21 protein-coding genes and 1 pseudogene are annotated in these 26634 nt (G+C 70.8%); 15 read left to right on the top strand and 7 right to left on the bottom strand.

Translation table 11 applies throughout. From position 1 onward, the window contains the following. Positions 1-3 precede the first annotated feature (3 nt). Positions 4-732, bottom strand: coding sequence for a HugZ family protein (locus tag ACOOE8_RS08120; protein WP_420394318.1), 729 nt, complete (start codon positions 730-732; stop codon positions 4-6). A gap of 200 nt (positions 733-932) precedes the next feature. Between ACOOE8_RS08120 and ACOOE8_RS08115 the strand changes: the two genes are divergently transcribed. From ACOOE8_RS08115 to ACOOE8_RS08090, 6 genes are all read left to right on the top strand, one after another. Then, positions 933-1628 (top strand): response regulator transcription factor, encoded by a 696-nt coding sequence (locus ACOOE8_RS08115; protein ID WP_420394317.1) that lies wholly within the window; start codon positions 933-935, stop codon positions 1626-1628. Between the two features lie 103 nt (positions 1629-1731). Beyond that, positions 1732-3450 (top strand): HAMP domain-containing sensor histidine kinase, encoded by a 1719-nt coding sequence (locus ACOOE8_RS08110; RefSeq protein WP_420394316.1) that lies wholly within the window; start codon positions 1732-1734, stop codon positions 3448-3450. Positions 3451-3464: 14 nt separating this feature from the next. Beyond that, a complete protein-coding gene (locus ACOOE8_RS08105; protein ID WP_420394315.1) occupies positions 3465-3974 on the top strand; it encodes an HPr kinase/phosphorylase in 510 nt (169 codons plus the stop codon). Next, positions 3971-4372: a PTS sugar transporter subunit IIA gene (locus ACOOE8_RS08100; RefSeq protein WP_420394314.1), complete on the top strand. Its 402-nt coding sequence runs from the start codon at positions 3971-3973 to the stop codon at positions 4370-4372. The genes ACOOE8_RS08105 and ACOOE8_RS08100 overlap by 4 nt, the downstream gene beginning before the upstream one ends. Further along, positions 4359-4700: an HPr family phosphocarrier protein gene (locus tag ACOOE8_RS08095; RefSeq protein WP_420394313.1), complete on the top strand. Its 342-nt coding sequence runs from the start codon at positions 4359-4361 to the stop codon at positions 4698-4700. The genes ACOOE8_RS08100 and ACOOE8_RS08095 overlap by 14 nt, the downstream gene beginning before the upstream one ends. Positions 4701-4814: 114 nt before the next feature. Next, entirely contained in the window at positions 4815-6908 is a 2094-nt protein-coding gene (locus tag ACOOE8_RS08090) for a putative bifunctional diguanylate cyclase/phosphodiesterase (protein ID WP_420394312.1), read from the top strand. Positions 6909-6913: 5 nt separating this feature from the next. Here the strand turns inward: ACOOE8_RS08090 and ACOOE8_RS08085 are convergent, their stop codons facing one another. Beyond that, positions 6914-8560 carry an acyl-CoA dehydrogenase family protein gene (locus ACOOE8_RS08085; protein WP_420394311.1) on the bottom strand — a complete coding sequence of 549 codons (1647 nt, stop codon included), beginning with the start codon at positions 8558-8560 and terminating at the stop codon, positions 6914-6916. Positions 8561-8719: 159 nt separating this feature from the next. Between ACOOE8_RS08085 and ACOOE8_RS08080 the strand changes: the two genes are divergently transcribed. From ACOOE8_RS08080 to murA, 7 genes are all read left to right on the top strand, one after another. Continuing rightward, positions 8720-10342: an AMP-binding protein gene (locus tag ACOOE8_RS08080; protein ID WP_420394310.1), complete on the top strand. Its 1623-nt coding sequence runs from the start codon at positions 8720-8722 to the stop codon at positions 10340-10342. Positions 10343-10527: 185 nt separating this feature from the next. Further along, complete coding sequence (locus ACOOE8_RS08075; RefSeq protein ID WP_420394309.1) at positions 10528-10737, top strand: DUF1328 domain-containing protein; 210 nt, start codon at positions 10528-10530, stop codon at positions 10735-10737. Positions 10738-10801: 64 nt separating this feature from the next. Continuing rightward, entirely contained in the window at positions 10802-11716 is a 915-nt protein-coding gene (locus ACOOE8_RS08070; RefSeq protein WP_420394308.1) for a histone deacetylase, read from the top strand. Positions 11717-11744: 28 nt separating this feature from the next. Continuing rightward, positions 11745-12638, top strand: coding sequence for an MBL fold metallo-hydrolase (locus tag ACOOE8_RS08065; protein WP_420394307.1), 894 nt, complete (start codon positions 11745-11747; stop codon positions 12636-12638). Between the two features lie 102 nt (positions 12639-12740). Beyond that, positions 12741-15068, top strand: coding sequence for an ATP-dependent helicase (locus tag ACOOE8_RS08060; protein ID WP_420394306.1), 2328 nt, complete (start codon positions 12741-12743; stop codon positions 15066-15068). A gap of 153 nt (positions 15069-15221) precedes the next feature. After that, entirely contained in the window at positions 15222-17195 is a 1974-nt protein-coding gene (locus ACOOE8_RS08055; RefSeq protein ID WP_420394305.1) for a putative bifunctional diguanylate cyclase/phosphodiesterase, read from the top strand. Between the two features lie 269 nt (positions 17196-17464). Next, positions 17465-18754 carry a UDP-N-acetylglucosamine 1-carboxyvinyltransferase gene (murA, locus tag ACOOE8_RS08050; RefSeq protein ID WP_420394304.1) on the top strand — a complete coding sequence of 430 codons (1290 nt, stop codon included), beginning with the start codon at positions 17465-17467 and terminating at the stop codon, positions 18752-18754. A 964-nt stretch (positions 18755-19718) separates the two neighbouring features. On the opposite strand, the pseudogene ACOOE8_RS08045 reads toward murA, so the two are convergent. Continuing rightward, positions 19719-20037 (bottom strand): annotated as a pseudogene (locus ACOOE8_RS08045) (transposase); the annotation flags it as partial. 176 nt (positions 20038-20213) lie between these two features. Here ACOOE8_RS08045 and ACOOE8_RS08040 point away from each other — a divergent pair. Continuing rightward, positions 20214-20960: an isochorismatase family protein gene (locus ACOOE8_RS08040; protein ID WP_420394303.1), complete on the top strand. Its 747-nt coding sequence runs from the start codon at positions 20214-20216 to the stop codon at positions 20958-20960. A gap of 199 nt (positions 20961-21159) precedes the next feature. Here the strand turns inward: ACOOE8_RS08040 and ACOOE8_RS08035 are convergent, their stop codons facing one another. Genes ACOOE8_RS08035 through ACOOE8_RS08025 form a run of 3 tightly spaced genes read right to left on the bottom strand, consistent with a single transcriptional unit; the run spans position 21160 to position 24093 of the window. Next, on the bottom strand, positions 21160-22470 hold the full coding sequence (locus ACOOE8_RS08035; RefSeq protein ID WP_420394302.1) for a TRAP transporter large permease: 1311 nt from the start codon (positions 22468-22470) through the stop codon (positions 21160-21162). Positions 22471-22479: 9 nt separating this feature from the next. Beyond that, positions 22480-23016 (bottom strand): TRAP transporter small permease subunit, encoded by a 537-nt coding sequence (locus ACOOE8_RS08030; protein WP_420394301.1) that lies wholly within the window; start codon positions 23014-23016, stop codon positions 22480-22482. Between the two features lie 60 nt (positions 23017-23076). Then, positions 23077-24093: a C4-dicarboxylate TRAP transporter substrate-binding protein gene (locus ACOOE8_RS08025; RefSeq protein WP_420394300.1), complete on the bottom strand. Its 1017-nt coding sequence runs from the start codon at positions 24091-24093 to the stop codon at positions 23077-23079. Positions 24094-24417: 324 nt separating this feature from the next. Here ACOOE8_RS08025 and ACOOE8_RS08020 point away from each other — a divergent pair, with 324 nt between their 5' ends. Continuing rightward, on the top strand, positions 24418-25836 hold the full coding sequence (locus tag ACOOE8_RS08020; protein ID WP_420394299.1) for an FAD-binding oxidoreductase: 1419 nt from the start codon (positions 24418-24420) through the stop codon (positions 25834-25836). A gap of 201 nt (positions 25837-26037) precedes the next feature. Here ACOOE8_RS08020 and ACOOE8_RS08015 read toward each other — a convergent pair whose 3' ends face one another. Continuing rightward, positions 26038-26433 (bottom strand): response regulator, encoded by a 396-nt coding sequence (locus tag ACOOE8_RS08015; RefSeq protein WP_420394298.1) that lies wholly within the window; start codon positions 26431-26433, stop codon positions 26038-26040. Positions 26434-26634 lie beyond the last annotated feature (201 nt).

Genomic DNA, 26634 nt, shown 5'->3' with positions numbered 1-26634 from the left:
GGATCAGTGCGCCGCCCTCGCGCGGTCGGCGAGCTTCTTGAGCGCGCGGCGCAGGTGGCCGGCGTCGGCGACCGGGCCGTCGTCGAACTCGGCGCGCACGATGCACGTGCCGTCTGTGAGGTCGATGCCCTGAGGGTCGATGCCCACGGCGCGCCAGTCGCCGGGCGGACCACCCACCAGGCGCTCGGCGATCAGCGCAAGGGCGTCTGCGTGGTCCTCGTTCATGTGCGCGCAGGCCTCGCCGTCGATCGCCGACAGCGCCGCGGCAGCGTCCGCGGGGGCGAGCACCTCGTCCGGCGCGAGGTCGATGATGCGGCCGAACCCTGCGACGAGGTGCACGCGCTCCGGCGCGAGGTGGAAGAACGAGAAGTCCGCGAAGTCGGCGTAGAGCGCGGCGTGAGGGTGGCGCCGCAGGAACCGCTGGCGGGCCACTTCGACCTCGGCGACGGGGCTCATCGAGCCGATCAGCGTGACCCGCGGCCGCGTGTTGGGGTCGGCGGACACCGCGCTGCCGGAAAACAGCATCGAGGCCCGTGCGTCGCGCTGCAAGTTCTTGGTGTGGAGCGCCAGGGTGGACACCAGCAGGAGGGGTGCTCCGGTCGGCAGCGTCGCCGCCGCGACGTGCGAGGCGTTGGGGTGCCCAGAGGGCTCGAGGGTGCCGAGGGCGGCCTCGCTGGCGGCCCTCACGAGGGTACGCGCAAGTGGCGCGGCCGTGCGGCGATCAAATTTCATTTCAGTCCTGCGTGACAGTTGGGCTATGAACTATAGGCGGACCCTGGTCCCTAAGTTGTATACGGCCGCCCTTACTCACTCAGAGGTTGCGGTCATGGTGGGCAGTGCCCTGGGATAGGCCGTCATCGCATGGCACTGTTCGACGGCATGCCGGTGAGCACCGCGCCTGGTGGCACGGTGCGGGTGAGACCGAGGAGCACATGACAACGATCGCCCTGATCGACGACGACCGCAACATCCTCACGAGCGTCTCCATGGCGCTGGAGACCGAAGGCTTCGAGGTCGTCACGTACACCGACGGCGCCAGCGGGCTCGAGGGGCTCACCAACGCGCCGCCCGACCTTGCGGTCCTCGACATCAAGATGCCGCGCCTCGACGGCCTGGAACTGCTGCGCAGCCTGCGCCGCGACACCGACCTGCCCGTCATCATCCTCACCTCGAAGGACCACGAGATCGACGAGCTGTTCGGCCTCAGGATGGGCGCGGACGACTTCATCACGAAGCCGTTCTCCCAGCGCTTGCTCGTGGAACGCATCCGCGCGGTGCTGCGTCGCAGCCTCGCGCGGGGCGGCGGGACCGAGACGCCGGAGGACACCCTCCTCGAGCGCGGCGCGCTGGTGATGGACCTCGAGCGGCACGCCGTCACCTGGCGCGGAGGCCCGGTGATCCTCACGGTGACCGAGTTCATGATCCTTCATGCCCTGGCGCTGCGGCCCGGCGTGGTGAAGAGCCGCAACGCGCTGATGGACGCCGCCTACGGCGATCACGTCTACGTCGACGACCGAACCATCGACAGCCACATCAAGCGGCTGCGCAAGAAGTTCCGCCAGGTGGACGACGACTTCGACAAGATCGAGACGCTGTACGGCGCCGGCTACCGCCTGAGGGACGACTGACGTGCATCCCGGCGGTGCCCCGCCGGCACGTGATGCTTGAGGTAGCGCGCATGAGGGTCCGCCAGCCGAGCCGGCCCCGCTGCGTGGGTCAACCATAAACGCGATGACGATCGCCCAGCGCTTCAGCCCGCGCCAGCCTGATACCTTCGTTCCGGCGCGGATCAGGCCGGGACCGTTCTGGCTGCGCGGCGTCGGTCTCTCCCGGCTCGCGCTGAAGCTCGCCGCCGTGAAGGTCATCGGGCTGTCCGTCCTGCTCCACGTGACGCTCCAACAGGCGAGCTTCTCCGAGCGTGCGGCGCAGGGTGTCCTCGACACCCTCCTCGTGCAGGTCGACACGGTGAGGGCGGCGCTCCGCGACCTGAGGCCGGTCGATGACCCCGCGGTGATCGCGCTCGCGCCACCCGAGGCGCGCGTCGAGGGTGGCCCGACGACGGTGACCGCCATCGACCGCGACGCCGTGGAGCGGGTTTTCGCCGACGCCCTCGAGGGGACGCGCACGCGCGCGGAGCTCTACGGCGTCACCGGCGAGCGGCTCGCCGACAGCCGCACCGCGTTGCGCGGCGGGACGGACGTCGCCACGGCGCCGCTGCCGCCGCTCGCCGATCAGGCGCCGACGCCGGAACCCTCCCTCTGGCGCGGCCTCTTCGGCACGGCTCCGCCGCCACCGGCGTCACCCGCGCGCATCGACGCCGACGAGCCGGCCGCGCTGCGCGAGGTCATCGGCGCGCTCGGCGGCGTCAAGACGGTGGGGCGGAGCGAGCGTCCGTCCGGCGACGCGGTCGTGGCGGTGGCGACGCCGCTGTTCGATGCCGATGGGCGCGTCGTCGCCGCGCTGCGCGTGGTGAGCCCGCCCGGCGCCATCGACCGCGTCGCCCGCGAGCAGGAGCGCGGCATCGTCGTCGCGTTCCTGGTGGCAGCGGTCGCTGCCGTCCTCCTGTCGATGTTCCTCGCGGCGACGATCTCACGACCGTTGAGCCGCCTCGCCCGGGCGGCGGAGACCATCAAGCGCGGCAGCGCCTTCGCCCCCATCCCCGAGCTCAACCAGCCCGGCGAGATCGGCGACCTGAGCCGCGTGCTCAACGAGATGACCATCGCGCTCTACGAGCGGATCGACGCCATCGATGCGTTCGCCGACGAGGTGGCGCACGAGCTGAAGAACCCGCTCACCTCGCTGCGCAGCGCCGTCGAAACGATGCCCCTCGCCCGCACCGACGAGTCGCGCAAGCGCCTCCTCGACATCATCGAGCACGACGTGCGGCGCATCGACCGCCTGATCTCCGACATCTCCGACGCCTCCAAGCTGGATGCCGAGCTCAACCGCTACCGGTTCGAGCCTGTGGACATCGTCACGCTCCTGAAGACGATCGTCGAGGCGCAGGACGAGCTCGCCCGCCCCAAGGGCCTCGCGGTGGCGCTCGCCGTGCGCGGCCCGCGCCGGGGCTTCGTGGTGCGCGGCAACGACAGCCGGCTCGGCCAGGTGTTCACCAACCTCATCGAGAACGCCCGCTCGTTCTCGCCCGAGGGTGCCACGGTGATCGTGACGGCGACGCTCTACGCCGACTTCCTCGAGGTCACCGTGGACGACGAGGGCCCTGGCATCGACGAGGCCATGATGGAGCGCATCTTCGAGCGGTTCTACACCGACCGCCCGACGAGCCATGCGTTCGGCGACAACTCCGGCCTTGGGCTCGCGATCAGCCGGCAGGTGGTCGAGGCGCACCGCGGTGAGATCTTCGCCGAGAACCGCTACCGCACGACGCTCACCCCCGAGCGCGACGTCGCCGGCGCGCGGCTGACGGTGCGGCTGCCGACGGTCCCATGACGGGCGAGCCGAGCATGCACGCGAGCGCCGTGGTGCTCGGCGAGGCGGGCGTCCTCATCACCGGGCCGTCCGGCGCGGGCAAGTCCACGCTGTCCCACGCGCTGGTCGAGGAGTGGCAGGCGCGCGGGCGGTTCGCGCGCTGGGTGGCGGACGACCGCGTGGTGGTGGCGCCGCAGGGCGGTCGATTGGTCGCCCGACCGCCCGCGCGCATCGCCGGGCTCGCGGAGCGCACCGGCGTCGGAGTGGTCCCTGTGGAGCACCTGGCGGCGGCGCGGTTGACCCTCCTGGTCGAGCTGTCCAAGGAGCGGCTTCGCACCCCCGAGCCGTGCGAGGCGGTGGCGAGCGTCTGCGGCATCGCGCTGCCGCGGCTCGTCGTCGAGCGTCGGGCCACGGCCACCTCGCTGCTTGCCGTCGCCGCGGTTCTCGCCGGGCAAGGGTTGACGGGTTTGGGCTGCGCGACCCAACGTCCGGCCGCGGGCGCGATCCTGGGGACCGCAGCGTGCACCGGGGGGGACGACAGGTGATCGGATTGGTGCTCGTCACCCACGGACGGCTGGCGCAGGAGCTTCGCGCGGCCCTCGAGCACGTGGTCGGGCCGCAGAAGGCGGTCGAGCCGATCTCGATCGAGCCGGACGACGACATCGAGCAGCGTCGTGCCGACATCCTCGACGCGGTGAGCCGGGTGGATACCGGGCAGGGCGTCGTCATTTTGACCGACATGTTCGGCGGCACCCCCTCCAACCTGGCGATCTCGGTGATGCCGCACGGCAACGTCGAGGTCATCGCAGGGGTCAACCTGCCGATGCTGGTCAAGCTGTCCTCGGCGCGGGCGAGCATGCCGCTCGCCGCCGCGGTCGCCGCCGCGCGCGACGCGGGCATCAAGTACATCAGCATCGCGTCCCACGTCCTTGCCGGCGACTGACGAGGGTGACGCCTCGGGCACACCGGGCGGCGACGCGTTCGGCGGGACCGAAGGGCGCGACGACGACGTCGTCCTCACCCTCGTCAACCGAAGGGGCCTCCATGCCCGCGCCGCCGCGCGATTCGTGCGCGAGCTGCAGCCCTTGGACGTCGAGGTCGTCGTCCTCAAGGATGGGCAGGCGGTGGACGGGCGCTCGATCATGGGGCTCCTGATGCTCGGCGCGCCGTGCGGCAGCACGATCCGCGTGCGCGCCCGTGGCCCCGACGCGAAGGCCGCGGTGGCGTCGCTCACCGCGCTGGTGACCGGCGGCTTCGGCGAGGCCGACTGAAGCGCTGCCCTCGGTCCGGGGTCGCACTATCTGCCTCGACGTGCGCAGCGATCGGGTACCGGCGGCCCTCGTCACCCCGCCGGCGGCGGCGGGCCTGACGGAAGAGAGCGGAACGTGGACCTCAGCGACCCCTTCGCCGAGTTGGCGGCATCCGCCTGCGACCTCCTCGCCGACACCATCGGCGCGAGGCACTGCGGTGTCGTCGACGCCGGCGACCGGATCCTGCGGGCGGCGTCCAGCGAGTTCCTGCACCTGCCGGCCGCTGCCCGGACCAGCGTCGTTGCCGCCGTCGTCGAGGCGGTGCTCGGAGCAAGCGTGCCGGAGGATGTGGCCCGGTCGAGCCTGCTCGTGCCGGTCGCGACGGACGTCGACCTTGGCGGCCGGCTCGACGCGTTCCTCCTCCCGGAGACGGAGCTCGCCATCTTCGCCGTCACCCCCGCGACGGATCGTGCGGTCGACGCCGCAGCGCTGCGCCACGCGGCGGTCGCGGTGCTCCCCATCATCTACGGCATCGAAGGGCTGCGCGTGGAACGGCACGCCCTCGTGCGGGCCGCGCGACTGCTTGGCCACGTCGAGGAGCTCGCCAAGGTCGGCGCATGGGAGCGCGACCCTGGGACAGGCCGCCTCGTCTGGTCCGCGGCGCTCTACGGCATGCACGGCCTCACCCGCGAGCACGAGCTCACCGTCGAGCGGATGCTGGAGCTCTACCCCTCGCCGGCGCGCGAGCGGCTGTCCCAGGAACTGAAGCGCGCCGTCGCCGAGGGCGGCGGGTTCGACGTGACGGCGCCGATGCGCACGCCTGCAGGGGAGGAGCGCATCATGCGAACCGTCGGGCGCACGCGCGCCGCGGACGGCAAGGGTGCGCTCTACGGCATCACCCAGGACGTCACCGCGACACTGTCGACGGAGCGCCGGCTGTGGTGGGCTGCGAACCACGACCCTGTGACCAGCCTGCCCAACCGCCTGCTGTTCGGCGACCGCATCGCGACGGCCGCGCAGCGCGCGCGGCGTGACGGGGGCACCTTCGCGCTCGTCCGCGTCGAGGTCGATGACCGTCAGCGCGACGGTGCGGCGCACGGCTTCACCGTCCCCGACAAGCACATGCTCGACATCGCGGCGCGCCTGTCGACGGTGACGCGACAGTCCGACACCGTCGCGCGCGTCTCGATCAACGAGTTCGCGATCCTCTTGTTCGACGTCGACGGCGCCGACGCGCTCGACGCGCCGTTGTCCCGGCTCGAGGCGGAGGTCGCCGACATCCGCCGCTTGGAGCCCGAGGCGGGCCTCTCCATCCGCGTCGGCGTCGCGTTCTACCCGCAGCACGCTGCCGACGGGGATGAGCTCAACCGTGCTGCCGAGATCGCGCTCGCCCACGCGCGCACGACGCCCGACGCGCCGATCCAGGTGTTCGATCGGCAGGTCGCGAGCAACGTCGCGGAGCGCCGCCAGGGCCTCCTGGCGCGTGCCGGTGAGGCCGTGTCGCAGGGCGAGTTCGTGCCCTACTACCAGCCGCAGGTCGACATCGAGACGCGCGAGGTCGTCGGCGTCGAGGCGCTGGTGCGCTGGCAGACCCAAGGGCTCCTGCTCGACGCCAAGGACTTCGGCTACGTGCTGGCCGACCACGAGGTCGGCTCGCGCATCGGCCGCGCGGTGCTCGACGGGGTCATCGCCGACGTGGCGCGGCTTCGCGACCTGGCCGTGCGTCCGTTGCGTGTCTCGGTCAACGCCTCGCGCACCGAGGTCCTGCGCAACGACTTCCTCGACACGTTCCTGGCGCGCACACGCAGCGGGAACCTCGCACCGGAAGACTTCATCATCGAGATCACCGAGGACGTGATCGTCGGCATCGACGACCAGTCGCTGCACGACAAGGTGTCGTTCCTCGCCTCGTCCGGCGCGCAGTTCGCGCTCGACGACTTTGGGACCGGCTACGCCTCGCTGATCCACATGGCGAGCTTCCCCATCTCGGAGATCAAGATCGACAAGGAGTTCGTGTTCGGCATCGAGACGGATGCGCGCAAGCGGGCCATCGTGAAGGGCATCCTCGAGATCGCCCGCTCGATGGGCCTCTCGGTCATCGCCGAGGGCGTCGAGACGGTCGACCAGGAGGAGGCGCTGCGCGCGGTGGGGTGCCGCATCGCGCAGGGCTACCGCTACGCCGTCCCGCTGCCGTTCGCCGAGTTCGCCGCCATGCTCCAGCGCGGCTGACGCGTTCAGCCGAGCGCGGCCCCGTCGATGATGGCCTGTGCGGCTGCGGTTTGCCCGCTGGCGCCGTAGTGCAGCCCGCCTGCATTGGCGAGTCGATGCGCGACGTAGGCGTCGGCGACCTCGCGCGGAGCGTGGCGCAGGAGGAGGCTCGCGCACAGGACGAGGGCCATCCGCTCCACCACCCAGCGCGCCGCCGCCTCATGGCGAGCGATGTCGCGCAGCACCGGCTCGAGCTCCTGGACGGCGCGGTCCAGCGCGGGCTCGCCCGAGGCCCGGCGGACCTCTGCGAGGAAGGCGTCGACCGTCTCGGGCTCGCGGGCCACCGCGCGGGCGACGTCGAGGCAGATGACGTTGCCGGTCCCCTCCCAGATGCCGTTCAGCGGCGCCTCACGGTAGAGCCGCGCCATCAGGTGGTTCTCGATGAAGCCGTTCCCGCCGTGGCACTCGAGCGCCTCGGCGACGAACCCCACCGCGCGCTTGCAGACCCAGTACTTCGCCACCGGCGTGGCGATGCGGCCGAGGAGCCGCTCGTGGGCGTCGTCCCCGGCGTCGAGCGTGCTCGCGAGGCGCAAGGTCAGCCACGTCGCGGCCTCGCTCTCCACCGCGAGGTCGGCGACCACCGAACGCATGATGGGCAGGTCGACGAGGCGGCGCTGGAAGGCGGTGCGGTTCCTCGTGTGGTGGATCGCCTGGCTCAGCGCCTGGCGCATCAGCCCGGCCGAGCCCACCGCGAAGTCGAGCCTCGTGAGGTGCGCCATCTCGATGATCGCGCGGATGCCGCGGCCCTCCTCGCCGACGAGCACCGCCTCGAGGTCCGCAAACTCGACCTCGGACGAGGCGTTCGACCTGTTGCCGCACTTGTCCTTCAGGCGTTGGAGGCGCAGCCGGTTGCGCCTGCCGTCCGGCAGCCAGCCGCGCGCCAGGAAGCACGACACGCCGCGCTCGGTCTGGGCGAGGGTAAGGAAGAGGTCGGACTGCGGGACGGAGAAGAACCACTTGTGCCCGGTCAAGAGGTAGGGCGCGCCGGACCCCTGCGCGGAGGAGGCCGGCCGCGCCGTCGTCTGCGTCCGCCTGAGGTCGGAGCCGCCCTGCTTCTCCGTCATCGCCATGCCGACGGTGATCCCGCGCTTGTCCTCGGCGGGCCGCGGACGGGGATCGTAGGCGTCGGCGAGGATGCGCGGCTCCCAGGCCGCGGCGAGCTCCGGCGAGTGACGCAGCGCGGCCACGGAAGCGAAGGTCATGCCCATGGGGCAACAGACGCCGTTCTCCGCCTGGTTCCACAGGTAGGAGAGCGCCGCACGCGCGACGTGGGCGCCCGCCCGACGCTCGCGCCAGGCGAGGGAGTGCGCGCCGCTTTGAAAGGCCAGCTCCATCAGGCGGTGCCAGGCCGGGTGGAGATCGACCTCGTCCACGCGGTGGCCGAACCTGTCGTGGGTGACGAGCTCCGGCGTCGCCTTGTTGGCCTGCCGGGCGAGCACCTGCACCTCGGCCGAGCCGACGACGGCGCCGGTGCTCGCCAACTGGTCCGCCGCCCAACCGCCCCCGAACGCCTCGACCGCCTCGGTCAGCGCGCGGTCGTCGGCGTAGGCGTTGGCGCCGACGAGGTCGCCGGGCTGGTTGATCACCTCGTGGGTGTCGAGGCTCGTGCGCATTCCCATGTCCCTCCGCTGCAGCGGCTCGGTGCGGCCCGCCGCCACGACTTTGGTCCCCGCGCCGTCCCTGCGACCGGTCGGACGTTGATGCCGAGCGCACGCCGGTGGACGATCGCGTCCAGACCTGCGGGACACGCCGCACACACAGGGAGCGAACCCATGGACGAACGCGGTCTTGACCGGAGCGAGGCGAACCACCGGGCGCTGACGCCGCTCAACTTCCTCGCCCGCACCGCGGCGGTCTACCCCGACCGCCCTGCCATCGTCCACGGCGACCTCACGGCGACGTGGCGCGAGACCGATGTGAGGGCACGCCGCCTCGCCGCCGGCCTCGCCGCCCGGGGCATCGGCCGTGGCGACGTCGTCGCGATCCTTGCGCCCAACATCCCCGCCTTCGTGGAGGCGAGCTTTGGCGTGCCCATCACCGGCGCGGTGCTCCTCACGCTCAACACCCGGCTCGACGCGGACACGCTGCGCTACTGCCTGGAGCACGGCGAGGCGAGGATGGTGCTGGTCGACGCTGAGCTCGCCGGGAGGCTCGGCGAGGCGGTGGCCGGCATGGAGCGCCCGCCGACGGTGGTACGCATCGACGACCACCTCGCCCCGCCCGCCGACGGGCCGGCGGACCTCGACTACGAGGCGCTGCTCGCCGCCGAGCCCATGGCCTACGTACCGCCTGACGACGAGTGGCGGTCGATCACGCTGTCCTACACCTCGGGCACCACCGGCCGGCCCAAGGGCGTGGTCTACTCCCACCGCGGGCTCGCGACGACGGCGATCTCCAACGCGCTCGACTGGGCGATGCCGCACTTCCCGGCGTACCTGTGGACGCTGCCGATGTTCCACTGCCACGGTTGGTGTTTCCCCTTCACCGTGGCCATGATGGCGGGCGTCAACGTGTGCCTCAGGCAGGTCTCGCCGGACGGCATCATCGACGCCTTCGAGCGGCACGGCGTCACCCACATGTGCGGGGCGCCCATCGTGATGCAGATGGCGATCGAGGGGGCGGCGAAGCGCTCCTACAGGGCGCCGCACCCGATCCGCATGATGACCGCCGCCGCGCCCCCACCCGCCGCGGTGATCCAGCGCATGGAGGAGATCGGCGTCGAGGTCACCCACGTGTACGGCCTGACGGAGACCTACGGTCCCTGCGTCGTCTCGGCCTGGAAGCCGGAGTGGGACGGCAGGACCGTGGAGGAGCGCGCGCGGCTCAAGGCACGTCAGGGCGTCGCCTACACCTTGCAGGACGGCGTGTCCGTCCGCGACCCCGAGACGCTCGACGAGGTCCCCGCCGACGGCGAGACGGTCGGCGAGATCATGATCCACGGCAACATCGTCATGAAGGGCTACCTCAAGGACGAAGCCGCCACCGAGGCCGCCTTCCGCGGCGGCATGTTCCACACCGGCGACCTCGCCGTGCGCCATCCCGACGGCTACGTGGAGATCAAGGACCGCGCCAAGGACATCATCATCTCCGGCGGTGAGAACATCTCCTCCATCGAGGTCGAGGACGCGCTCTACGCCCACCCGGCGGTGACCGGGGCGGCGGTGGTGGCGATGCCGGACGACAAGTGGGGGGAGACGCCGTGCGCCTTCGTCGAGCTCGCCGAGGGCGCGGACGTCGACGAGGCGGCGCTCATCGCGTGGGTGCGCGAGCGCATCGCACGCTACAAGGCGCCGCGCCGCGTGGTGTTCGAGCCGCTGCCCAAGACGTCCACCGGGAAGGTGCAGAAGTTCGCACTGCGCCAGCGCGCCAGGGAGCTCGCCGGCGTCGAAGCCTGACACCCGCAGCGTCGGCGACGGGGAAGACCAGCCCGCCGGAGCGTCGTCCAATGGGCTGAGGGAAGGGCACGACCGGGCCTGAAGACGGGCGCTACTGGGCCGGGGCCACCTTGAGATGCTGCGCGGCGCAGCGGAACCTCCTCCTCGCGCCGTCGGTTCGTACCCGTCAACACTCGGAGGGACCGATGGACTTTCTCACATGGGCGATCGTGTTCGCCGTCGTCGCGGTGATCGCCGGCTTCTTCGGCTTCTCCGGGGTCGCGGCCGGCGCGGCGAGCATCGCGCGCATCCTGTTCGTGATCTTCGTCATCGTGGCGATCATCTTCCTGATCCTCCTCGTGCTCGGCGTCGGCGCGGTGGAGGAGGTCGCCATGCTGAGGGCGCACTTCGCCTGAGGCAGCAGCTGGCTAGTGGCACGGTCCGCGCCACGGTGCGGATCGTGCCCGGCCTCCCGGCACGTTGCTCCCCGTCGTCCACAACCCGCGCTACCAGGCCGAGCTGCCCCCCGGCCACCGCTTCCCCATGGGCAAGTTCGGGGCGGTGGCGAGGGTGCTCGAGGAGCGCGGCTTCGGCCCGTTCGTGGCGCCCGCGCCGGCCCCGGCGGACTGGATCGCCCTCGCCCACGATCGTGCCTACGTCGACCAGGTGCTCGCCGCGCAGGTCCCGGCGAAGGTCGCGCGCGAGATCGGCTTCCCGATGACGGCGAGCGTCGCCCTGCGTGCGCGCACGGCCACCGCCGGCACCACGCTCACCGCCCACCTCGCCCTCGAGCACGGCATCGCCTGCAACACCGCCGGCGGCAGCCACCACGCCCGACGCGAGCAGGGGGCTGGGTTCTGCGTGTTCAACGACGTCGCCGTTGCCATCCGCGTGCTCCAGGCGGACGGTGCGATCCGTCGCGCCGTGGTGTTCGACTGCGACGTCCACCAGGGCGACGGCACCGCGCGCATCTTCGAGGGCGACCCGTCGGTGTCGACGGTGTCGATCCATGCAGCATCGAACTACCCCGTCCGCAAGGCGACCTCGACGCTCGACGTCCCGCTGCCGGACGGCACCGAGGATGCCGCCTACCTCGCTGCGCTCGACGAGGCGCTGGAGGCGGCGCTCGCGATGCCGGCCGACATCGTGTTCTACAACGCCGGCGTCGACCCGCACCGGGACGACCGGCTCGGCCGCCTCGCGCTCACCGACGCCGGGCTCGCCGAGCGCGACCGGCGCGTCATCGCCGCGGTGCGCCGCGCAGGCCTGCCCCTCGCCGGCGTGCTGGGCGGCGGCTACGGCCCGGACCCGATGGCGATCGCTGGCCGCCACGCCCTCCTGCACGAGGCCGCCCGCGCGTCCCTCCGGCTTTCGGCGGCGGCTCGGTCGGCGTAAACCTCGCCCGAGGCCGCACGGAGGGTGCATGTTGACGAAGACCAGCCCGTCGACCGGACTGGGCTCACCGGACGTCACGGGGTTCTACGAGCCCGCGTCGGGCAGCATCCAGTACGTCGTCACATGTCCGACGACGCGCCAGGCGGCCCTCGTCGACGTCGTCATGGGGTTCGATCCCGACGCGGCGCGGCTCGATCCGGCGCCGACGGAAGCGGTCTGCAATTACGTCGAGGCGGAAGGGCTGTCCGTCGCGCTCATCCTCGACACGCACCCGCACGCCGATCACCTGATGGCGCAGGCCCTGCTGAAGGAGCGCTACGGCGCGCCTACGGGCATCGGCGCGAAGGTGGCCGAGATCGCTGCGTTGTGGCGTGAGATCTACCACATGCCGGACGCGTTCGAAGCCATGAGGGACTTCGACCACCTGTTCGAGGACGGCGACACGTTCCGCATCGGCGACCTCGATGGCCGCGTGATGCTGTCCCCCGGCCACACCCTCGCCTCCGTCACCTACGTCATCGGCGACGCCGCCTTCGTCCACGACACCGTCATGCAGCCCGACTTCGGCACGGCGCGCGCGGACTTTCCGGGCGGCGATGCGGCGACGCTCTACGACTCCGTCGCGGCGATCCTCGCGCTGCCCGACGCGACGCGGCTGTTCGTCGGTCACGACTACGGCACCGAAGAGCGCGACGAGCCATGCTGGGAATCCACAGTGGCCGAGCAGAAGGCGAGCAACGTCCACCTGGTCGGCTGCGCCACGAAGGCGGACTTCGTCGCGCTGCGCGAGGCGCGCGACGCCGGCCTCGGCCTGCCGCGCCGAATGCTAGCGGCGCTCCAGGTCAACCTGTGCGGCGGACGCCTGCCGCACCCCGAGGCCGACGGCAAGCGCTACCTCAAGATCCCGCTCAACCGCTTCTAGGGGACCCGCGTGCCGGCGACGCGCGGGGGTGGACCGGGCTGGATTCTTGCGCAAAAGGTTGCACATTCGTTCTAGTGATCGCGTGAGGATCGGACGAGACCCATGACGAAGACCGCCCGGCAGAGCGCGCACCAGGTTTCCATCTCCGCCCGGGCAGCTGCGGCCTCGCGTCCGGCGCCCGCCTACCTTGAGACGCTGAACCCCGAGCAGCGCCGTGCGGTGGAGGCCGTCGACGGCCCAGTGCTGGTCCTCGCCGGGGCCGGCACGGGCAAGACGCGGGTGCTCACCACGCGCATCGCCCACATCCTGGCGCTCGGACGCGCGCGGCCGTCGGAGATCCTCGCCGTCACCTTCACCAACAAGGCGGCGCGGGAGATGAAGGATCGCGTTGCCAAGGTGGTCGGCGGCGCCGCCGAGGGGATGCCCTGGCTCGGCACGTTCCACTCCATCGGCACCCGCATCCTGCGTCGCCACGCCGAGCTCGTCGACCTATCGCCCGACTTCACCATCCTCGACACGGACGATCAGCTGCGCCTCGCCAAGCAGATCCTCGCCGCCGAGCGGCTCGACGACAAGCGCTGGCCGCCCCGCCAGCTGCTTGGCATGATCGACGGGTGGAAGAACCGCGGGCTGACGCCGGAGGAGGTCCCGGCCGGCGAGGGCCAGTGGTTCGCGAACGGCAAGGGCGTCGCGCTCTACACGCTCTACCGCGATCGCCTGAAGGCGCTCAACGCGGCGGACTTCGGCGACCTGCTGCTCGAGCCCATCCGCCTCCTCCGCGCCCACGCCGACATCCTGGCGAGCTACCAGCAGCGCTGGCGCTACATGCTCGTGGACGAGTACCAGGACACGAACGTTGCCCAGTACCTGTGGCTGCGCCTGCTCGCCCAGGGGAACCGCAACCTGTGCGTGGTCGGCGACGACGACCAGTCGATCTACGGCTGGCGCGGCGCCGAGGTGGACAACATCCTGCGCTTCGAGACCGACTTTCCCGGTGCCACCGTGGTGCGCCTCGAGCGCAACTACCGCTCCACGAGCCACATCCTGGCGGCAGCGTCCCACCTCATCGCGCACAACGAGGGTCGCCTCGGCAAGACGCTGTTCACCGACCTTGCCGACCCCGACGAGGCGCCCGTCACCGTCGCCTCCGCCTGGGACTCCGAGGAGGAGGCGCGGGCGATCAACGGCGAGATCGAGAGCCTGCACACGAAGGGCGTGTCCCTCGACGAGGTCGCGATCCTGGTGCGCACCACCGCGCAGATGCGGGCCTTCGAGGACCGCTTCGTCACCACCGGCACGCCCTACCGGGTCATCGGCGGGCCGCGGTTCTACGAGCGACGGGAGATCCGCGACGCGCTCGCCTACCTGCGCTGCGTGACGCAGCCGGCCTACGACCTCGCCTTCGAGCGCATCGTCAACGTGCCGGCGCGTGGGCTCGGTCAGCAGTCCGTGCGCCTCATCGTCGAGGCGGCCCGGGCGCGCGGCGTGCCGTTGCTGCACGCTGCCGCCGACATCCTCGCCACCGACGAGCTGAAGGGCCGTGCGCGCACCGCCCTCAACCAGCTCGTCGCCTCGCTCGATCGCTGGCGCGCGCAGCTCGGCACGGTGCCGCACACCGAGCTCGCCGAGGTCGTCCTCGAGGAGTCCGGCTACACCGACATGCTGAAGGCGGACCGCTCCGCGGACGCGCCGGGCCGCCTTGAGAACCTCAAGGAGCTCGTGCGCTCCATGGAGGAGTTCGACTCCCTGCCGGCGTTCCTGGAGCACGTCTCCCTGGTCACGGACGCGCAGGGCGAGGCCGGCGGCGAGGCCGTCACCTTGATGACGCTGCACGCCGCCAAGGGGCTGGAGTTCGATGTGGTGTTCCTGCCCGGCTGGGAGGAGGGCCTGTTCCCGTCCGTGCGGGCCATCGACGAGGGCGGACAGGCGGGGCTTGAGGAGGAGCGCCGGCTCGCCTACGTCGGCCTCACCCGCGCGCGCAGGTACGCCTTCATCTGGTTCGCGCTCAACCGGCGCATCCATGGCATGTGGCAGGCGGGCGCCGCCTCGCGCTTCATCGACGAGCTGCCGGAGGCGAACGTGATTGTGCGCGAGGAGGCCGGCTACGGTGGCATCGGCGGCTACGGCGCCTCGCGCTTCGACCAGGTGGAGACGTTCTCCTCGACGTACCACACGCCCGGCTGGGAGCGCGCCCAGCGCCGCCGTGAGGACGTGCCGCGGCGCGAGCGGCGCCTGCCGCTCACCATCGAGGGCGAGCTGATCGCCAAGTCCGTGTCAGACGGACCGGCCGCGTACGCGGTCGGCGACCGCGTGTTCCACCAGAAGTTCGGCAACGGCGACGTTGCCCAGGTGGAGGGCAACAAGCTGACGGTGGACTTCGACAAGGCCGGCCGCAAGCGGGTGATCGACAGCTTCATCACGAGGGCCTGATCGGCCACCGCCCGTCCGCCGACATCGGTCCGCGAGCTGCGACATCCTCGGTGCATGGCGACCGGCCCGCGTGGCGTGCGTTCGCACGGGGTCAGCCTCGGCACCGCTTGGTGCGGTTCACTGGGATCCGATCGCATCGGGCGAGGGGTTCGCGTGATACCAGCGTTGAAGGAGGGGCATTACCGGCCGGTGGCCCGCGCGTTCGCGATCAACCTTGCGGCGAGCGCCGTCATCGTGGGGACCGCCCTCTACATCGTCGCCTCTGCGCTGAGCTCGGCCAAGGTCGAGCTGAAGGACACGCTCGCGCTGCTCGCTGGGCAGTGGGCGAGCGCGGCGGTGGCTGCGCCGAGCTTCGCGAACCTTCTGGGGGGTGACGAACCCACGGCGGAGGACGTTGCCTACTTCCGAACCATCGCCAACGTGGGCGACATCCTGCGCTTCACGCTGCTGCGTCCTGACGGGACCGTCATCATGACGTCCGGTTCACGCGATGTCCCCTACCGCGGCGTCGACGACGAAGACGTGCCAGGCTGGAGCGGCACCAGCGTGCTGTTCAAGCGCGACACGACCCTGGGGAGGGACGTCCTGTTCGCGCGCGTGCTCAGCCCGCTGGTGCAGGACGTGCGGCAGATCGGGCGGCTCGACATGACGCTCGACGCCACCGACACCTATCGCGTCCTGCGCACGCAGGCACGGGACGCGATCATCGCCGGTGCGCTGCTCCTCGTCGTTGCCGCAGTCAACACGGCGTTGACCGCCTACCTGCTGACGCGTCAGCGCCGTAGCACGGAACGGATCGTCCACCTCGCTCACCACGACCCGCTCACCGGCCTTGCCAACCGCAACCGGTTTCAGGCGACGCTGGAGCGGGCAATCGCTGGGACCCGCCGAGCCGACGGCCTGCTCGCCCTCCACATGGTCGACCTCGACGGCTTCAAGGCGGTCAACGACTCCCTCGGCCACGACGCTGGAGACGAGCTCCTCAAGGTGGTCGCCGCGCGCATCACGGACTGCGTGCGAGAGGGGGACCTCGTGGCGCGCCTCGGCGGGGACGAGTTCGCCGTCATCCAGCGCGAGGTGAGCGAGCCGTCCGCTGCGATGGCGCTGGCAGCACGCATGAACGCGTCGATCCGTGCCGTGCGGGAACTCAACGACGTGCCTGTCAGCATCACGCTCAGCATCGGCGTCGCCCTCGCCCCCGAGCACACCGACGTCGCCTCCGAGCTGCAGAAGAGCGCGGACGCTGCGCTCTACCGGGCGAAGCGGAACGGAAGGAACCAGCACGTCCTGTTCGAGGACGGCATGGACTGCGAGCTCAAGACGCGCAACACCATGCGCGTGATGATCCGGCGGGCACTCGAGCTTGACGGCTTCGAGCTGCATTACCAGCCGCAGCACGAGGCCAAGACCGGGCGTCTCATCGGCTTCGAGGCGCTGTTGCGGCTGCGCGACGGGGACGGCGGACACATCCCGCCGGCGCGCTTCATCCCCGTCGCCGAGGACATGGGGCTGACGCCGGCCATCGGGCAGTGGGTCCTCGGCGAGGCCTGTGCGACGGCAGCCCGATGGACCGAGCCGCTGTCGGTCTCGGTGAACCTGTCGGCGCAGCAGTTCTGCGAGGACCTCGTCGCCGTTGTCGCCGACGCGCTGGAGCGGTCTGGGCTCGACCCGAGGCGCCTCGAGCTCGAGATCACCGAGTCGCTGTTCATCTCCGACCCCGAGGCGGTCGAGATGCAGTTGCGCCGGCTGCGTGCGCTCGGCACCCGCATCGTCATGGACGACTTCGGCACCGGCTACTCGAGCCTGAGCTACCTGTGGAAGTTCCCGTTCGACAAGCTCAAGGTCGATCGCTCGTGCTTCCGGTCGCTGTCGGAATCGGAGCGCGTCGCGGAGGTCCTGCGCACCATCAGCGCGATGAGCGGTGCCATGAACCTGCGCGTGGTCGCGGAGGGGATCGAGACCGAGGCCCAGCGGACGTTCGCTCGCGACTCGGGGTACGACGAGCTGCAGGGCTTCCTGTGCGGTCGGCCCATGGCGATCGACAAGGTCGCCGCCTACATCGAGGGGGCGCGACCGCCGTCCTCGACGGCGAGCCTCCTGTCGCTCGATGTGGCGCTCGCCTCGTAACGCGACGCCGCCGCCCCCCGACGCTGCGTCGCTGCGCATCGGGCACCCCGCACGCGCCGGGTGCCCGGCACCGGGGCATCCCGTCGGACCATCCCCGCTCCGTCGAAGCTGTGACGCAAATGTCGCACGGCCCCCGTGGCGACGATCGCCGACGTCCCCGCCGGAACCGCGTGAGTTGATCGCCCCCCCTGCCTCGCATAGCCACTTCGCGCTGAGGTTCGGACAGCGACCGCACCGTCCGTGCTGTACGTGGCGTTAGGGGGCGTTGCATGGACCGCATCCGCATCACCGGCGGCGTGCCGCTCGAGGGCTCGATCCCGATCTCCGGTGCGAAGAATGCCGCGCTGCCCCTGATGATCGCCTCGCTGCTCACCGATGAGACGCTGACGCTGCAGAACGTGCCGCGTCTCGCCGACGTGCAGAAGCTCTTCCACATCCTCGCCAACCACGGCGTCGACACCTCGTTCCAAGGCAAGCGCAGCGGCGAGGACCAGCTCGCCGGGCAGACGGTCGACCTCACCGCCCGTGCCATCATCGACACCTGCGCGCCCTACGACCTCGTGTCGACCATGCGGGCCTCGTTCTGGGTCATCGGTCCGCTCGTCGCGCGCATGGGCGAGGCGCGCGTTTCGCTGCCCGGCGGCTGCGCCATCGGCACGCGCCCGGTGGACTTCTTCATCGACGGCCTCCGCGCCCTCGGCGCCGACATCGAGATCGACCGTGGCGACGTGGTCGCCAGGGCTCGCGCAGGGCTCATCGGCAACCGCGTCCGCCTCCCCAAGCCGTCGGTGGGCGCGACCCACACCGTCATGATGGCCGCGACGCTCGCCCGCGGCGAGACCGTCATCGAGAACGCCGCACGCGAGCCCGAGATCGTCGACCTCGCCGAGTGCCTCATCGCCATGGGCGCACGCATCGAGGGGCACGGCGGCGCCACCATCTACGTCGACGGCGTGCCCCGCCTCACCGGTGCGCGCCACCGCGTCCTGCCGGACCGCATCGAGGCCGGCACATACGCGCTGGCCACCGCCATGGCGGGCGGGGACGTGACGCTCGAGGGCGCCACGTCCGAGCACCTCGAGCGCCCCATCGAGCTGATGCAACAAGCGGGCGCCGAGATCACCGTGACCAACCGCGGGCTGCGGGTGCGGCGCAACGGCCATGGCATCGCCGCCGTGGACGCCGAGACCGCGCCCTATCCGGGCTTCCCCACCGACCTGCAGGCGCAGTTCATGGCGCTGATGACCGCCGGCAACGGCACCAGTCGGGTCACCGAGACGATCTTCGAGAACCGCTTCATGCATGTTCAGGAGCTGGTCCGCCTCGGTGCGAAGATCTCGCTCAACGGGCAGACCGCCACCATCGAAGGCGTTGAGGAGCTGAGGGGCGCGCCGGTGATGGCGACCGACCTGCGTGCGTCCGTTTCCCTCGTGATCGCGGGCCTCGCAGCGCGCGGTCAGACCGAGGTGAGCCGGGTCTATCACCTCGACCGCGGCTTCGAGCGGCTCGAGCAGAAGTTGTCGCGCTGCGGCGCGCAGATCGAGCGCCTTTCGAGCTGACGCTCCGCAGGCGCAGGCAGGGTGCCTTCGTCCCTAAGGCATCCTGGGTCTCCTCAGACCCCGACAAGATGCTCGCGCTCGTTGATCCAGAGCGGTCTTCTTGGGGTTGGGTGGTTCCACCGAACCCAACCCGCCCTAGCAGGGACGGCCCGCTCAGCAAGAGCTGCCCCGGCCAGAACCGCGCCCGCGCTCAGGTTGTCCCCTGAACAGCGTTCGACCCATCGGGCGAGACCGTCCCAGGGACCTCCGGCCGGCGAACCCACCGCGGTCGGGGTAATCCTTCTGAGCTGGTCCACCAACGCATGGTGACTTGGTCCCGAGGCAGCAGCGGAGTGCGAGGGCGGGTCTCATTTGCCTTGCGATGGTCACTCGCGAGGCGGACCCATGGGACGTCATCCGGAGCTCGATCTGCGCACGAGGGGAGTGGAGGCGGTCAACGGCGGTCCCATCGTGCGGCGGCGAGGCGCCTCGAGGTCGGGGTCGCGACGGCGGAGGATGGCATCGGCTCCGGCGCAGGACGGAAAGCGTGGTGCCAGGTTGGCCGGGCATCCGAGCCAATCGAAGCTCGAGCTGCACGAAACCTTCATCCTGGGCCTCGTCGCGGCCGAGCCCGACATCACGCTCGCCGAGGTCGCTGACCGGCTCCGGGAGAAGGCGGACGCGGCTGCCTCGCCCGTCGACCGTCTGGCCCTTCCTCGACCGTTGCGGTCTTGCGCGCAAAGTAGACTGCGCACGCGGCCGAGCAGGACCGGCCGGACGTCGCGCGACAGCGCCGGGAGTGGATCGGCAGGCAGCTTGATCCCGACCCCTCCCGGCTGAACGTTCCCCACGAAACCGCCCCTTCGACGAAGAAGGCACGCCTGCGGGGCGCGCTCCACGGGGCGAGCGGTACCGCGCACCGATCCCGCACGGCCGCTGGAAGCGACCACGTTCACGGCCGGCTGAGGCAGGACGGCAGCGTCGCGAGCTCGGGGAGTAGAACCTTGGCGACATACACCTCGAAGGCGTCGCCGTTGATCGCGCCGTCGATCACGAAGGGCGCGACGATCCCGGACAAGGTGAGGCCTGCGACGAACGTCGATCTCTTCCACTGGGCGTGCGGCACGCTCATGCGCAACCTCGTCCCGCGGCGGCTGCGGCCGTGGATGCGGGTCATGCTCGTCTCGGCCCACGTCTCGTCGACGAAGACGACCGGGCAGGATCAAGGTCGGGCTGGCCGCGGAACTGGCCCGCCGCGCTCTCCGGACATCGGGACGGCTCTGCTCGGCCGCGTGCGCGGACTCCGGGCAAGGTCCGCCGAAGCAGCGCAGGACCGGGCGCTGCGGCGAGCCTCGTCGCCCGTGGGCACGCTCCGACCGGGAGCTTGGGGCCCCGAGGAGCTGGCGCTCGCCACCGCCGTGCGATTGACAACCGCCGACCCATCGCCTCCACTTTGCTGCGGGAGCCTCGGAGGATGGCCATGGCGGCGTGGACCGGCGTCATCACGGACGAGGAGGAACGCCGCTACGCCGAGGCCGGCTTCGGCGGCGAAGGCGGCCTCGGCGAGCGCTCGGCGCTCCTCATCATCGACGTCCAGTACCGCACCGTCGGCACGAGGCGCCTGCCCTACAGGGCCGCCATCGAGGAGTTCGCGACGTCCTGCGGCGAGGCCGGATGGGACGCGGTGGATCGCATCGTGCCGCTCCTACGCCACTTTCGCGCCCAGGGCCTCCCGGTCCTTTACCCCTACGTCGCGCCCAAGGACACGGCGACCGACGGCGGACGGCTCGCCGGCAAGGTTCCCTCGATCATGGGCATCGACGCGCACGGCTACGACTTCGTCGAGGAGGTCGCGCCCGTCGCGGGGGATGTGACGCTCCCCAAGAAGCACCCGAGCGCGTTCTTCGGCACGCCGCTCGTCAGCCACCTCGTGGACCTCCGGGTCGATACGCTCGTGGTGACCGGCTGCACCACGAGCGGCTGCGTTCGTGCCTCGGTCAGCGACGCGTTCGCCTACAACTTCAAGGTCGTCGTCCCAGAGGACTGCGTCTACGACCGCGCGCCGACGTCCCACGCGGTCAACCTATGGGACATGAACGCCAAGTATGCGGACGTCATGCCGTCGGACGCGCTGATCGCGCAGCTCGAAAGGATGCGGGAAGCCGTCGCGCTCCTCGACGAAGGTCCACTTCGCGCCTCACCGTCCAGCCGGCGAGCCCGGCGATGACGTCGAGGCCGGACGCCCGGTCCGTGCGCCACGGCGCGGCAACTCGATCGAGTTGGTCGCGGGCCCTCGCTCGGCGCCAACCTGACGCCCCTATGCCCCCCAACGCGAGCGATGACACGTCAGGGACATGGCTCGACCGGCCCTCGTGCAGGTCAGCCGACAGCGCCTCGCTGCGGCCCCCGCGGACGCTCGCGGCGGCTCAGCCCATCATGTTCGGAAGGACAAGGACGATGCTCGGGAACGCGATGAGGAGCGCGAGGGTGAGGACGTCGAGCACGAGGAACACCGACACGCCCGCGAACACCTGCTCCAGCGTCAGTGGCACGGGCGAGGCGCTGCGCACGACGTAGACGTTGAGCCCGACCGGCGGGGTGATCAGGCTGATCTCGGCGAGCTTGATGGAGATGACGCCGAGCCAGATGGGGTCGTAGCCGACGCCCGTCATGATCGGGAACATGACCGGCAGCGTCATCACCATGATGGCGATGGGGTCGATGAGCATGCCGAGCAGGAGGTAGAGCACCGCGAAGCCTGCGAGGTAGGCGAGCGGCGGCAGCTGTAGCGCCAGCATCCACTCCGACACGTCGCCGACGAGGCCGGTGTAGGTGAGGAAGCGCGCGAAGATGATCCCACCGATGACGATGATGAAGATCGTGCACGTGGTCACCCCCGCGTCCTTGAAGGTCTCGACCAGCATCCTGCCGCCGAGCCTGCCGCGGAACGCGACGATGAGGAACGCGCCGAACGCGCCCACGGCCCCCGCGTAGGTGGGCACGAAGAAGCCGGCGTAGATGCCGCCGATCACGAGGACGAACAGGAAGGTGATCCCCCACACGCCGCGCAGCGAGCGCCACCGCTCGGCCCGCGTGATGGTGACGTCGGGGATCGGCGCGAGGTCGGGCCGCGCCTTGGCGAGCGCGTAGATGCCGAGGAGGTAGATCGTCGCCGACAGGAGCCCCGGCACGAGGCCGGCGACGAGGAGCCGCGCCACGGACTGCTCGGTGATGATCGCGTAGACGATCATCAGGATCGACGGCGGGATCAGCGAGGCGAGCGTCCCGGATGCCGCGATGCAGCCGGCCGACAGGCGCTTGTCGTAGCCGAAGCGCGTCATCTCCGGCATCGCCATCTTGGTGAACACGGCGGCGTTGACGACGGTGGAGCCGCAGGCCGCGCCGAACGCGGCGGACGCCAGCGTTGTGGCCATGGCGAGGCCACCGGCCAAGCGGCCCAGCCAGTTGTAGGCGGCGCGGTAGAGGTCGGTCGTCAGCCCCGCCTGCGTCGCCAGCGCACCCATGAGGATGAACAGCGGGATGACGGCGAGGGTGAACGAGTTCGTCGTCGAGAACGGGACGGTGGCGAGCTGCGCAAGCGCCGCCTGCGGGTTGATCGCGAGCAGGATGCCGAGGAAGCCCGTCAGCCCGAGCGCCACGCCGATGTGGACGCCCACCGCGAGGAGCACCACGAGGAGGATGCCGACGAGGACGCCCGTCGTCGAGACGTCAAGCACGGCGGACCGTCACCGGTCGGCCCCCGACGCGCCGACCGCGTCGGTGGGGAGCGGCGCACCTGAGCGGATGCGCCCGATGTCGACCACGAGGTCGAGGGCCAGGCGGACGATCATGAGGAGCGTGCCCGCGCAAAGGATCACCCGTGCCGGCCACAGCGGGAAGCGGATCAGCCCGACGGTGGCCTCGCCGATCCGGATCGAGTAGCGCGCCTCCAGCACGGCCTGCCATAGGAGGAGCCCGAAGAAGGCGAGCGCCGCAAGGTCGGTGACGACGTCCATCGCGGCGCGTGCGCGAGGCGGTGCCTGGAGGTAGATCAGCTCGACGCGGATGTGCGCGCGCTGGATCTGGGCGTAGGCGAGGGCGCCGAACACGATGAGGACCATCGTGCTCTCGGTGAGCTCCCGCGGCCCCGGCACCGGGACCGCGAGGAGCTGCGTGCCGACGATGTCCGCCACGCCGAGGAACATCGACATCAGCATGCCGAGCCCGCCGACGAGGAGGACGACGAGGGCCAGGCGCTCGACGAGGAGGGACAGGCGGGCCAAGGGTTCTCGCTCGTCGGCGGCGGCGGGTGCAACGGCGGCGGCGGGCGCCGGTCCGTGCCGTCAGCCCTCGATGCGCTCGCGCCAGTACTTCGCGACCTCCTCGGCCTCCGTCCCGAGGCCGCGCGCCTCCATGTCGTCGACCCAGTCCTGCAGGAGGTCGGGCGCGGCATCCTTCCACCTCTGAAGCTCCGCGTCGGGGAAGGGCACGATCTCGCCGCCCGCCTCGACGATGGCCGCGCCTGCCTCGTCCTCGGCCGTGTCCATGGCGTCGATGTAGGTCCGGCCGGCCTCCTCGGCCTCCTCGAGGATGATCGCCTGGTCCTGCGGCGACAGCCCGTCCCACTGGCGCTGGCCGATGACGATGAGGTGGCCGGTGATCGCCATCACGGGTCCGCAGGAGGTGGCGCCAGCCTCGTAGAGCCGGTTGGTGAGGATGTTGCCGCGGTTGAGGAAGGAGTAGTCCAGCGCGCCGCGTTGCAGCGCCTCGTAGACCTCGCCGATGCCCACCGTGACCGGCACGGCGCCGATCGCCTCCACCGCCTTCGGGATGTCCGCGCCGAACGAGCGGATCTTCTTGCCCTCCAGCGCCTCGACGGTGGCGCATTGCGGGTCCGGCCCGGTCAGGTAGTACGCGCCGAGCGGCTGGTGGAACAGGAACTTGACGCCGAACCTGTCGAGCTCATCCTCGAAGTACGGCAGCTCCTCGTAGGCCTCGGCGGAGATCTCCATCGCCTGACGCGGCGTGTCGAACACGAAGGGGATCTGGTAGGCGCGCCAGAACAGCAGCTGGTCGGCGTAGTACCCGGGGACGATCGCCGCCATGTCGATGGCGCCGCGACCCGTCAGCGTCAGGAGCTCGTTGCCCGCGCCGAGCCCGCCGGCGTAGGTGATCTCGATCTCCACACGACCCTCGGTGCGCTCCTCGACGGCGGCGGCGAAGTCCTTCTCGACCTGGAGGAACGCGCTGTCGGGCAGGTAGTGGCCCCAACGCAGCGTCGTCTGCGCCTCCGCCGCGCCGGCGGCCATCGCACCGGCGAGGCCGCCGGCCAACACCACGGACCTCAAGGGGTAGGACATCGGTGTCTCCTCATCGCGCGTTCCGCGCTCGTTGGTTGCGCCCTACGGTCCGGTCGCATGGCCGCGGCGCACGGCCATCCGTCCTCACGGCGAGCAAGACCTGCGCCAGCATCGGCGACGGCCCCACGCGTTCGGAAGGCGATAAGGGTTTTTCCTGCGCGACGCGATGTCAACGCGGCACCGGCAACAAAGCAGCGCATGGCGCACGGACCGCAGGATGCTGCTGCCGTACGACCGCCGACAGTTCCCTGTGCTAGCCGTGCCGACGAGGTCGTCCGCCCCGCGGCTCGCTGTGCTAGGCTCGCGGGCAAATGGGAGGTGCTCGTGCAGGATGCTGTGATGGAGCGTGCGGCGAGCGCGAGCGGGTTCGCCGGGGCGTTGCTCGAGGCGCTGGGACCTGAGCTCGTGCGCTTCGGCGCCGACGTCCCGGAGCGCAACAGGGCGGACGCCACGCGGCTCCCTCCGGGCTCCCCCCTCGCCCTCGTCCTGCCGCGGACCACGGCCGACGTCGCGACCGTGCTTCGGCTGTGCCACGCCGCGCACCAGCCCATAGTGACGCAAGGCGGCATGACCGGGCTCGCTGCAGGCGCCCACCCCGGCGAGGGCGAGGTGGCGCTGTCCCTCGAGCGCCTGCGCGGTGTCGAGGAGGTCGACCGTGCGGCGGCGACGCTCACCGCGCTCGCCGGCACTCCGCTCCAGGAGGTTCAGGCCGCCGCGGAGGCCGCGGGCTTCCTGTGCGGCATCGACCTCGGCGCACGGGGCTCGTGCACGATCGGCGGCAACGTCGCGACCAACGCCGGCGGCAACCAAGTTCTGCGCTACGGGATGGCACGGCGCAACGTGCTTGGCCTCGAGGTCGTGCAGGCGGACGGCACCGTGCTGACCTCGCTCAACAAGATGCTGAAGAACAACACGGGCTACGACTGGACGCAGCTCTTCATCGGCAGCGAGGGCACGCTCGGCGTCGTCACGCGCGTCGTCCTGGGGCTCCACCCGCGTCCCGCCGAGATCGCGACCGCGCTGGTCTCCGTTCCGTCCGCCGCCGCCGCGCTCGAGGTCCTGTCGCGGCTGCAGCGCAACCTCGCCGGAGAGCTCATCACGTTCGAGGCGATGTGGCGCGAGTACCTCGACGTGGCGGTGGAGCGGCTCGGCCTGCGCGCCCCCTTCGCCGAGCCGCCCGAGCTCGCGATCCTGGTCGAGCTCGCGGCGAGCCGCGAAGCCGACGCGCTGCCCGACGCGCTCGATGCGATGGTGGGCGACAAGCTGGTCGTGGACGCGCTGGTCGCCCAGTCCGGCGCCGACCGCGCGCGGCTTTGGGCGTACCGGGAGAGCGTCTACGAGTACAAGACGCTGATGGAGGGCAGCGTCGGCTTCGACATCTCGATCCCGCGCGCGGCGATCGGCGACGCTGTTGAGGACCTCCGCCGCACGGCCGCACGCGAATGGCCGCGCGCGATCCAGGCCGTGTTCGGCCACATGGCGGACAGCAACCTGCACATCGTGGTGGGACCCCTGGATGGCGGGCCCGGGCGCGTCGGTGAGGCCGACCGGCTCCGCGTGGAGGATGCGATCTACGGGGTCGTCCGGCGCCACGCGGGCTCTGTCTCGGCCGAGCACGGCATCGGGCGGCTAAAGCGCGCCTACCTATCGCACAGCCGCACGCCGCCAGAACTCGCGCTGATGCGGACCATGAAGGCGGCGCTCGACCCCCACGGCATCCTCAACCCGGGCCGCGTTCTTTGAGCGGCCCATGTGAAAAGGAAGGGTAAGGGGGTCTCGTCACGAGACCTTGCAGCTCGCGCAGTCTCCTAGGAAGGATCGCCTAGGACGAGTCGCCCAGCGCTAGAGCGGTTTGGGGTTAGGTGGCACCACCTAACCCCAAGAAGACCGCTCTTAATCAAGGAGCTAGAGCATCTTATCTGGGTCTGAGAGACCCAGGATGCTCTAGCGCGCAGCCACCGCCAATCGCGATTTGCCACCGATGAACTGCGCGACCGTGCGAAGGAGTTCCGGCGGATCCCAGGGCTTCGACACCTGCCGAGCCTCCGGGAAGTTGCGCAACACCTCGCTGCCTGCGGATGTGTACCCCGACACGAAGAGGATCGGCGTGCCGCGCTCGGTCATCCGTCGCGCGATGGCCTCGCTCGTCGTCCCGTCGCCAAGGTTGACGTCGAGGATCGCAAGGCGCACCGCCGAGCGCTCGGTCGCGGACAACGCCTCGGGGACGGACGTGTAGGGACCGTTCACCTTGTACCCGGCGTCCGCCAACAGGTCAGCCAGATCGAAGCCGATCAGCGTCTCGTCCTCGACGATCAAGATCTCGCCTTCGTCTGGCCTCATCCGGGTGACACCTCCGCCTCAAAACAACAGGCGCGTTGGGCAGCGTATGCCCAGACCACGACCTTGCCGAGAAACCTGCTGCAACGCACGTGTCGCATCCGTCCTCAGTTCGTCGAACGACCCTATTCCTGCACGGATCGGACATCAAGGATCAGCGCAGCCACGCCCCGGTTCCGACGTCCGGCCTGCGACGGGAGGGGT

The sequence above is a fragment of the Acuticoccus sp. genome, from assembly GCF_965213555.1.
In the GTDB taxonomy this organism is placed as follows: Bacteria; Pseudomonadota; Alphaproteobacteria; order Rhizobiales; family Amorphaceae; genus Acuticoccus.
The sequence above is the reverse complement of the archived record's forward strand: the minus strand, read 5'-3'. Positions and strand labels throughout refer to the sequence as shown.

What these genes read in the sequence shown, in the direction of transcription:
- ACOOE8_RS08085 (WP_420394311.1), bottom strand. Translation starts at nt 8,560, where the DNA reads ATGCGCACGAGCCTCGACACCCACGAGGTGATCAACCAGCCCGGCGAC.
- ACOOE8_RS08120 (WP_420394318.1), bottom strand. Translation starts at nt 732, where the DNA reads ATGAAATTTGATCGCCGCACGGCCGCGCCACTTGCGCGTACCCTCGTG.
- ACOOE8_RS08080 (WP_420394310.1), top strand. Translation starts at nt 8,720, where the DNA reads ATGGACGAACGCGGTCTTGACCGGAGCGAGGCGAACCACCGGGCGCTG.
- ACOOE8_RS08040 (WP_420394303.1), top strand. Translation starts at nt 20,214, where the DNA reads ATGGCGGCGTGGACCGGCGTCATCACGGACGAGGAGGAACGCCGCTAC.
- ACOOE8_RS08115 (WP_420394317.1), top strand. Translation starts at nt 933, where the DNA reads ATGACAACGATCGCCCTGATCGACGACGACCGCAACATCCTCACGAGC.
- ACOOE8_RS08065 (WP_420394307.1), top strand. Translation starts at nt 11,745, where the DNA reads ATGTTGACGAAGACCAGCCCGTCGACCGGACTGGGCTCACCGGACGTC.
- murA (WP_420394304.1), top strand. Translation starts at nt 17,465, where the DNA reads ATGGACCGCATCCGCATCACCGGCGGCGTGCCGCTCGAGGGCTCGATC.
- ACOOE8_RS08075 (WP_420394309.1), top strand. Translation starts at nt 10,528, where the DNA reads ATGGACTTTCTCACATGGGCGATCGTGTTCGCCGTCGTCGCGGTGATC.
- ACOOE8_RS08025 (WP_420394300.1), bottom strand. Translation starts at nt 24,093, where the DNA reads ATGTCCTACCCCTTGAGGTCCGTGGTGTTGGCCGGCGGCCTCGCCGGT.
- ACOOE8_RS08105 (WP_420394315.1), top strand. Translation starts at nt 3,465, where the DNA reads ATGCACGCGAGCGCCGTGGTGCTCGGCGAGGCGGGCGTCCTCATCACC.
- ACOOE8_RS08015 (WP_420394298.1), bottom strand. Translation starts at nt 26,433, where the DNA reads ATGAGGCCAGACGAAGGCGAGATCTTGATCGTCGAGGACGAGACGCTG.
- ACOOE8_RS08110 (WP_420394316.1), top strand. Translation starts at nt 1,732, where the DNA reads ATGACGATCGCCCAGCGCTTCAGCCCGCGCCAGCCTGATACCTTCGTT.
- ACOOE8_RS08060 (WP_420394306.1), top strand. Translation starts at nt 12,741, where the DNA reads ATGACGAAGACCGCCCGGCAGAGCGCGCACCAGGTTTCCATCTCCGCC.